General features: G+C 59.7%; 8 protein-coding genes. 1 reads left to right on the top strand and 7 read right to left on the bottom strand.

What is annotated here, in order from left to right; genetic code table 11:
* Positions 1–225: 225 nt before the first annotated feature.
* Together HKD21_RS13250 and HKD21_RS13245 are read right to left on the bottom strand one after the other, a co-directional pair.
* Positions 226–1,617: an NAD-dependent succinate-semialdehyde dehydrogenase gene (locus tag HKD21_RS13250; protein WP_194256101.1), complete on the bottom strand. Its 1,392-nt coding sequence runs from the start codon at positions 1,615–1,617 to the stop codon at positions 226–228.
* A gap of 93 nt (positions 1,618–1,710) precedes the next feature.
* The gene (locus tag HKD21_RS13245) at positions 1,711–3,744 is read right to left on the bottom strand and encodes an NAD(+) synthase (RefSeq protein ID WP_194256100.1); all 2,034 of its coding nucleotides are present in this window, start codon (positions 3,742–3,744) and stop codon (positions 1,711–1,713) included.
* A gap of 175 nt (positions 3,745–3,919) precedes the next feature.
* Between HKD21_RS13245 and HKD21_RS13240 the strand changes: the two genes are divergently transcribed.
* The gene (locus tag HKD21_RS13240; protein WP_077803655.1) at positions 3,920–4,096 is read left to right on the top strand and encodes a DUF1328 domain-containing protein; all 177 of its coding nucleotides are present in this window, start codon (positions 3,920–3,922) and stop codon (positions 4,094–4,096) included.
* 9 nt (positions 4,097–4,105) lie between these two features.
* Here the strand turns inward: HKD21_RS13240 and HKD21_RS13235 are convergent, their stop codons facing one another.
* Genes HKD21_RS13235 through HKD21_RS13215 form a run of 5 tightly spaced genes read right to left on the bottom strand, consistent with a single transcriptional unit; the run spans position 4,106 to position 7,633 of the window.
* Complete coding sequence (locus tag HKD21_RS13235; protein ID WP_194256099.1) at positions 4,106–4,615, bottom strand: disulfide bond formation protein B; 510 nt, start codon at positions 4,613–4,615, stop codon at positions 4,106–4,108.
* Entirely contained in the window at positions 4,612–5,955 is a 1,344-nt protein-coding gene (locus HKD21_RS13230; RefSeq protein ID WP_194256098.1) for an alpha,alpha-trehalose-phosphate synthase (UDP-forming), read from the bottom strand. Before HKD21_RS13230 ends, HKD21_RS13235 begins: the two co-directional genes overlap by 4 nt.
* A complete protein-coding gene (gene otsB / locus HKD21_RS13225; RefSeq protein ID WP_194256097.1) occupies positions 5,943–6,665 on the bottom strand; it encodes a trehalose-phosphatase in 723 nt (240 codons plus the stop codon). The genes HKD21_RS13230 and otsB overlap by 13 nt, the downstream gene beginning before the upstream one ends.
* Positions 6,666–6,713: 48 nt before the next feature.
* A complete protein-coding gene (locus tag HKD21_RS13220; RefSeq protein WP_194256096.1) occupies positions 6,714–7,394 on the bottom strand; it encodes a DUF2155 domain-containing protein in 681 nt (226 codons plus the stop codon).
* A complete protein-coding gene (locus HKD21_RS13215) occupies positions 7,391–7,633 on the bottom strand; it encodes a hypothetical protein (protein ID WP_194256095.1) in 243 nt (80 codons plus the stop codon). Before HKD21_RS13215 ends, HKD21_RS13220 begins: the two co-directional genes overlap by 4 nt.
* Between the last annotated feature and the right edge of the window lie 2 nt (positions 7,634–7,635).

The following is a 7,635-nucleotide window of genomic DNA, read 5'->3' as shown; positions in this document are numbered from 1 at the left end:
TCTGGCGCTCAGACAACAAAAATACCTCACTCACAGGCCTACCCTCCATCGGTAAGCCTGTGAATCACAACCTCTCGCTCAGTTCAATAAATTAATAGGTCCTGAGCCTAAGGCTCTTCCAAACCGAGCGCGAAAAAAACCCGCTCCCGGACAACTCCGGAAGCGGGTTTTTCATGACCTGAAAGATCGAACCGGACTTCTCGAAAGAAGCCCGATACACTCCAATCAGAACGGTGCGTCGATATCCACAACGTCGATCAGCTTGTGATTGACGAACTCCTTGATGCCCAGACCGATCAGCTCGCGGCCATAACCCGAACGAGCCACACCACCGAACGGCAGATCAGCCTTCACCATCGTCGGATGGTTGATATAGACCATGCCCGTATAAATCTGCTCAGCAACCTTCACGCCACGCTTGGTGTCCTTCGTGAAGACCGAACCACCCAGACCAAACGGCGAATCATTGGCAATGCGAATGGCATCCGCATCGTCCTTGGCGCGATAGAGCTGCGTGACCGGGCCAAAGAACTCCCACAGGCGGGCTTCATTGTTCTCGTGCAGGTTGGTCATCAGCAGCGGCTGGAAGAACGCACCCCTTTCCGGGACGGACGGGCCAATCGCTTCGACAACCGCACCATGCTTCTTGGCTTCCTCAACCTGAGCCTTCAGATCGTCCGCAGCCTTCTGCGAAGACAGCGGTGCCAGCGTGGTGGACGCATCCATCGGATCGCCAGCCTTCAGCTTGAGAACTTCCGCTTTGTACAGCTCAAGGAAACGATCATAAACGGCATCTGCCACGATCAGACGCTTGGCAGACACGCAGACCTGACCAGCATTCCAGTGACGGCCGAAAGCAGCCCATTTCGCGGTCTTCTCCAGATCTGCATCGTCCAGAACCAGGAATGCGTCAGAGCCGCCCAGTTCCATCGTGGACTTCTTCAGAGCCTGCGCCGCAATCCCGGCAACAATGGCACCAGCCCCTTCCGAACCCGTAAGGGCCACGCCACAGACACGCGGGTCCTTGAGGATCGTCTCGGTGTGATGACGGGCAGCATACAGATTGCGGAACCCACCCTTCGGCAGCCCGGCCTCCTTCATCAGGTCATCGAACGCAGCCGCGCACTGCGGCACGTTGGAAGCATGCTTGAGAATGACCGTGTTACCAGCAGAAAGCTGCGGCGCGATAATGCGGGCGATCTGGTAGAACGGGAAGTTCCACGGCTCGATCGCGAAAACAATGCCCTGCGGCTGATGGATCAGCACGGCGTCGCCCGAGTTCGGGTCCGCAACCGGCAGCTTCTCGGACTTGAGTAACTCTTCGGCATGCTTGGCATAATATTCGAAGATTTCAGCCGACAGGATCGTCTCAGCCTTGGCTTCGGCGTAAATCTTGCCCATTTCCAGCGTCAGAAGACGGGAATACTTATCGATATCACGACGAAGGATATTGGCGGCGGCGGTCATGATCTTCGCACGCTCGGCGAAGGAGGTGTGACGCCAGCTCTTGAACGCATCATAGGCTTCGGTCAGCGCGGTCTGGACTTCCTGATCCGTGGCATCTGGAAAAGTCTTGAGCGTCTCACCGGTATAAGGGTTGATCGTAGCATAAGCCATGATGGGTCATATTCCTGTAAGGTGACGTGTTTGAGACATATTGGCACGAATGCCAAAAGACAAAACCCCCTAACAGTCATTCCTCCCGAAAGTTCACAGAGCTGTGTTCGTTTCGGGGAGATTATCCCATAACTCCTCAAGCCAGGCCGTCGCGGTCCCATCAGAGGGGGCGCGCCAGTCTCCCCGTGGCGAGAGAGACCCGCCCGCTACAAGCTTCGGACCATTGGGCATGGCGGAGCGCTTGAACTGGCTCGTCCCGAAAAACCGTCGCAGAAAAATTTCCAGCCAATGCCGGATTTCGGCCAGATCGTATGAGATTTTCCGATTCTCGGGATAATGGGCAGGCCAGTCTCCTCTGGCAGCGTCTCCCCAGGCAAACTCAGCCAGAAACGCGATCCGTGACGGACGGAACCCATGACGCAGGATGTAAAAGAGCGTGAAGTCCTGAAGCGGATACGGCCCGATCGTCTGCTCCGTACTCTGCACGCCCTGACCGGTATCAGGCACCAGTTCGGGGGTGATTTCTGCGCTGACGATCCGCTCCAAAACGGGCCCAACCCCTTCACCCAGCTTTCCCTCACGCGCCAGCCAGCGGATAACATGCTGGATCAGCGTCTTCGGCATCCCGGCATTGACGTTGTAATGGGACATCTGGTCCCCCACGCCGTAAGTGCACCAGCCCAGCGCCAGTTCCGACAGATCGCCGGTCCCAATCACAATCCCATTGCGGTAATTGGCGATCCGGAACAGGAAATCGGTCCGCAGACCCGCCTGCACGTTCTCGAACGTGATGTCATGCACAGGCTTCCCTTCCGCAAAGGGATGGCCGATCCCCGACAGCATGGTCTGCGCCGTGGGGCGGATATCCAGTTCGTTCACCTCGACACCCAGCGCTTTCATCAGCGCGTGAGCCAGAGACCGGCTTTCGGTTCCGGTCGCAAATCCGGGCATCGTGTAGGCCAGAACATGCGTCCGTGGCCAACCAAGCTCATCCGCCGCCCGCACCGCCACCAGAAGGGCCAGCGTGCTGTCCAACCCACCCGACACCCCGATCACGGCCCGCTGCGCGCCACTGGCCTGCAACCGCCTCCGCAACGCACTGACCTGAATGGTCCAGCCCTCGTAACAGTCCCGCGCCAGCGTCCGCGCATCGGACGGCACAAACGGAAACCGCACCACATCCCGCTTCAGTCCCAGATTGGTCATCGGGGGCTGGAGCGTGAACCCGACAGTCCGGAAATCCTGTTCCGCCTGCCCGAACTGTCCGGTCCGCATCCGCTCCTGCCGCAGCAGGTCCAGATCCACATCCGCCACAACCAGACGTTCGCCCTGTGGAAAACGGTCCGACTGCGCCAGAAGTCGCCCGGCCTCATGAATAGAGACCTGACCATCCCATGCCAGATCGGTCGTGGACTCCCCTTCGCCTGCCGCCGCATAGGCATAGGCCGTCAGCGTCCGCATGGACTGCGCCTGACACAGCAAAGACCGGTCATCCGTCCGCCCGATCGTCACGGGAGACGCAGACGGGTTGAGAATGACCGTTGCGCCCGCTTCCGCAAGTTTTCCACTTGGCGGAGACGCCACCCACAGATCCTCGCAAATCTCCACACCGAGCGTCAGCCCGCGAAGATCCTCCGCCTGAAACAGCAGATCCGCACCGAACGGCACATCCTCCTCAAACAGGCAAATGCTCCCCGACATGCGAAGCCCGGACGTGAAGTGCCGGGGCTCATAGAATTCGCGATACCGTGGCAGATGAGATTTCGGCACCACGCCCAGCACCCGCCCCCGATGCACAACCGCCGCACAGTTATAGAGCAGTCCGCTACGCACAAGCGGCACCCCCACAACCGCGACGGACAACAGATCCCGCGACCCCGCGACAACCCGCCGAAGTGCCTCCAGCGCCCCGTCCAGCACCACATCCTGAAACCGCAGATCGTCCAGCGTGTAGCCCGTCAGCCCCAGTTCAGGGAAAACCGCCGCCGCCACACCCTGCCGATCGCAGTCGCGCAGAACATCCAGCGTCCGCTCTGCATTCTTCAGCGAATCAGCAAGAATCACCGGCAACGTACAAGCTGCAATCCGGGCAAATCCCTGATGATACAGGGAACGGAACAGAGTCATAACGGCCCTCCGGCGGCGGCTTTAAGAAAAACAGGAACCGAGCGCCCGGTCCCCACACAAAACGCCCCACACAAAACGAATGTTGCGAAAATGAACCCGTTCACCCCGCCATCGTTCACCTTTTCAAACCCCGCTTCTCCGTCGGAGGGCGCGACTGACAAAAGGAGACATTTCCATGGACCTGCTACGCTGGACCATTGCCTTCCTGATTCTGGCCCTGTTTGCTGCAGTGCTGGGCTTCGGCGGAATTTCGGCAGATTTTGCCTATATCGGCAAGATCCTTTTCTTCATTTTCCTGGTGCTGCTGGTCATCAGCCTCATCTTCGGGCGGGGACGCGGCACCCGTCTCTGAGCATGGCCCTTAACGCCGGGAGCGTCCCATGCGGACGCTCCCCACCAGGGCAATCACAAAAACCGCCACGGCATACAAACCGCCCAATTCCGTCATGGAAACGGGCAGCCCAAACAGATAGTCCGGGGAATCACAGGGTTTGTTCGGCCGGGCTGGCATCGCAGACATCCAGTCCTTGAAACTGCCTCCGTGAAAAGACGGCGCACGGCATTCCGGCGCAGGACTGGGCCAGAACTTGTGCTCCACACCTGCATGCAGCACGGCCAGACCGATGCTTGTCATCAGGCATAAAATCCCCGCAAAAACCGTATAACGCGCATAGCGTCTGGGAAGCAGAGCCGTGATAACGCCAATCCCAATCAGCACCCACCACGGACGCCGCTCCCACAGGCAAAGCTCGCAGGGCGCAAGCTTCAGCCAGTGTTCGGCAAACCAGACAACCCCAAGCGCCACCACTCCCCCCAGAACATAAAAGCCACCCAGTGCAGTCGTAGAGACAGGGCGGCGTGGTCTGTTCATGGGCACGGACGGATTTCCTCCAGACTATCAAGGAACTGCTTGGACCAGCTTCCCGCGGTATTGCGGGAAACTTCTTCATACATCGCAGACCATGCCGCGTGACGCGCCTTGACGTCCATAGTCAGACCAATATGCAGCGCATCCGCCATGCCTTCGGCATCCAGCGGATTGATCAGCAGCGCCTCAGGCATTTCCGGTGCCGCTCCAGCAAACCGCGAGAGTACCAGAACGCCAGGGTCTTCCTCATCCTGAGCCGCAATGAATTCCTTGGCCACCAGATTCATGCCATCGCGCAGAGGCGTGACGAAGCCCACATCCGCCATCCTGTACAAACCGGCCAGAATATCGCGCCCGATTGGCCAGGTCGTATAACGGATCGGCACCCAGTCCGGCGTGCCATAAGCGCCATTGATCGTCCCGACCAGCCCGTCGAGTTCTTCCTTGAGCAGTCGGTAACTCTCCACCCCGCCCCGCGACACCGGCGTCACCTGAAGGAACGTCACCTGCCCGCGATGCTCGGGGTAATTCTTCAGAAGAGCCTCAAATCCCTTCATCCGCTCCGGCAGACCCTTGGAATAATCCAGCCGGTCCACCCCGATGATCAGCCTCGTGCCTTCCAGCGTATCGACGATCTTCACGACCTCGTCCGAGACCGCACTTTCGATCGCCTGCTGGCGAAAACTCACAGGATCAATCCCGATCGGCACAGCCTTCACAGCAGCTTTCAGACCATAAGCCTCAAAACATCCCCTGAGGTTGGACTCGTCCTCAGGCGTCTGAACGCCGATCAGGTCACAGGCCGCAAGGCCGGTCAGCAGCATGTCGAGTTTAGGCAGAAGCCGCGCCACGCTCCACGGCGGGAACGGAATATGCAGGAAAAATCCGATCCGCCCCGTCACGCCCCTGTCCCGCAGCATCTGGCCCAGCGGGAACAGGTGATAGTCGTGAATCCAGATCGTATCGTCCGGCTCCAGAAGTGAGATCAACCGATCTGCAAAAACCCGGTTCGCCTCATAATAGACGTCACAGTCTTCACGCGTGTAGCGAATCAGATTGGTGCGGTAATGGCACAGGGGCCAGAGCACGCCATTGGAAAAGTTCAGATAGAAGCGGTCATACTGCTTCTGCGTCAGATCGAACGTCACATAATTGACGTTGCCGACCTGCTCACGCTGGACAGGCCGATCGGCCGCATCCGCATGTTGATGGCCCGACCATCCAACCCAGACGGTCTCACGCGTCTGGACAGCATCATACAGGCCAACCGTCAGCCCGCCCGCAGGCTGTGTCCGCTCCCCTGGAGCGGGTGTGCGGTTCGATACAATGATCAGGCGCCCCATCCGCGTCCCTCCGAAAGCTCGTGCAGCCAGCGCCGGAACGTGGCCGCATCTGGAAAATCATCAGGAATGAGCCAGCCCGCACCACCCATGTGGCGCGCAGCCCTCACCCCATCCCGGTCTGTGACATCATCGCCGACAAACAGCGGAAGACGCCCCCTGAAAGGCGGCTCCGCCATCAGTTCCTCAAGCGCCTTGCCCTTGTCGATCCCCAGAGGCCGCAGCTCGATGGCCATCTGTGCATCCTGAAGATGAAACCCGTGGCTTTCCACGGGCCAGGCTGCCGTCAGATTCCGAAATGCCGATTCAGCCTCGGGAGCGCGGCGATAATGCAGCACCATTCCAGCTTTTTTGTGTTCAATGCTGGCTCCGGGATAACGGTCGGCAAGTTCTGCACTCGTCGCAGTCCAGTCTGGCGGAACCAGAGGCAACACGCGCTGGCGAACGTCCTGATCCGGCGCCGGACGCACCGCAACACCATGTTCCCCTGCCACAGCATAAGGAATACCCGGCAGGAAATGATCAATCTGGGCGATGGGTCGCCCCGTAATGATCGCCAGCGCACCGTCGAGCATATCGCGCAGTCGCAACAGATCGGCCGTCAGCCCTTCCGGGACACGCACGCCTTCAGGAGTGGGAGCGATATCGACGAGGGTCCCGTCGAAATCAAGCAGCAGAGCCGCCCGGGACGGGGAAAAGGGAACCTGAATCATGAAGCTGTCATTTCTTCCTGTTTCTGGGTCATTCCGCCCCGTCCAACCTTATTCGAGACCGGGGTCGGCCTGAGGAGGCGGTAACGGCTGCCCCGACGACTGCGCGGGCGCAGCCGGAGCAAGGGAGGGTGCTGCACCCGTGGAAGGCGCGAGCGGAATGGGATTATGACTGTCCGGAGCAAGCGGTACAGGACCACCTGAGGCAGAACCGGGCGGGGATACCGGAGCATCGCCACCCTCTTCCACCGGAACCTCCGCACCGGCGAGCACGGGAGCCTTCACCACAGGCAGAGGACCCGCCTGCGGTGCCGTCGGCACACCCGCACAGGAGACAACGCGCACATCGTACAAAGGGCTGCCATAAGTTGCGACAGAAGGTTCCTGCGCCAGCATCCACCCGTCAAAAGGCGGACGCTGAGGGTCGCTGGTATCCTTCAGATGCAGCAGAGCCCCGGCATCCGTCGCCAGTGTCTGCGGCCGGGTTACGCAGGCCTCAACTCCGACAGAGAGACTGCGATAGACCGCTGTCCCACCAACCGGAACCGTCAAAAGCTCCAGATGACCGTCCAGCCGATCCAGCACACGCATCACAGCCTGCGACTGGCCCTGCCAGGTGGCAGCCGGATACATGGCCGGAGGCGCCACACCCACAGCCGCCTGCGCTGCAACCGGCAGAAAAACTCCAGCCGCACCACACAGTAGTGCGACGCCCACATACCGTTTCATCATGACGATTCTCCCCCGGAACGCCCCTGCAAAGGATTTTTCAGATCAGAGAGCATGGCCTGGAACGTCTGCAACATCGCATCTGGCGCAACCCCCATCAGAACCCCGTCTTCAAAAGCATCCTGAAGCGCCTGACGCAGTTCTGCATCGTTTTCCCGCAAAAGCTGCACTTTCTCCACGCAGGATACAGGGTTCCCCTCATGGTCGACCCACAGAAAAGTCCTCTCCTGCGCCTGCGTCATGA

The organism is Gluconobacter cerevisiae, assembly GCF_015244675.1.
GTDB lineage: Bacteria > Pseudomonadota > Alphaproteobacteria > Acetobacterales > Acetobacteraceae > Gluconobacter > Gluconobacter cerevisiae.
This window is presented reverse-complemented; position numbering and strand designations above follow the sequence as displayed.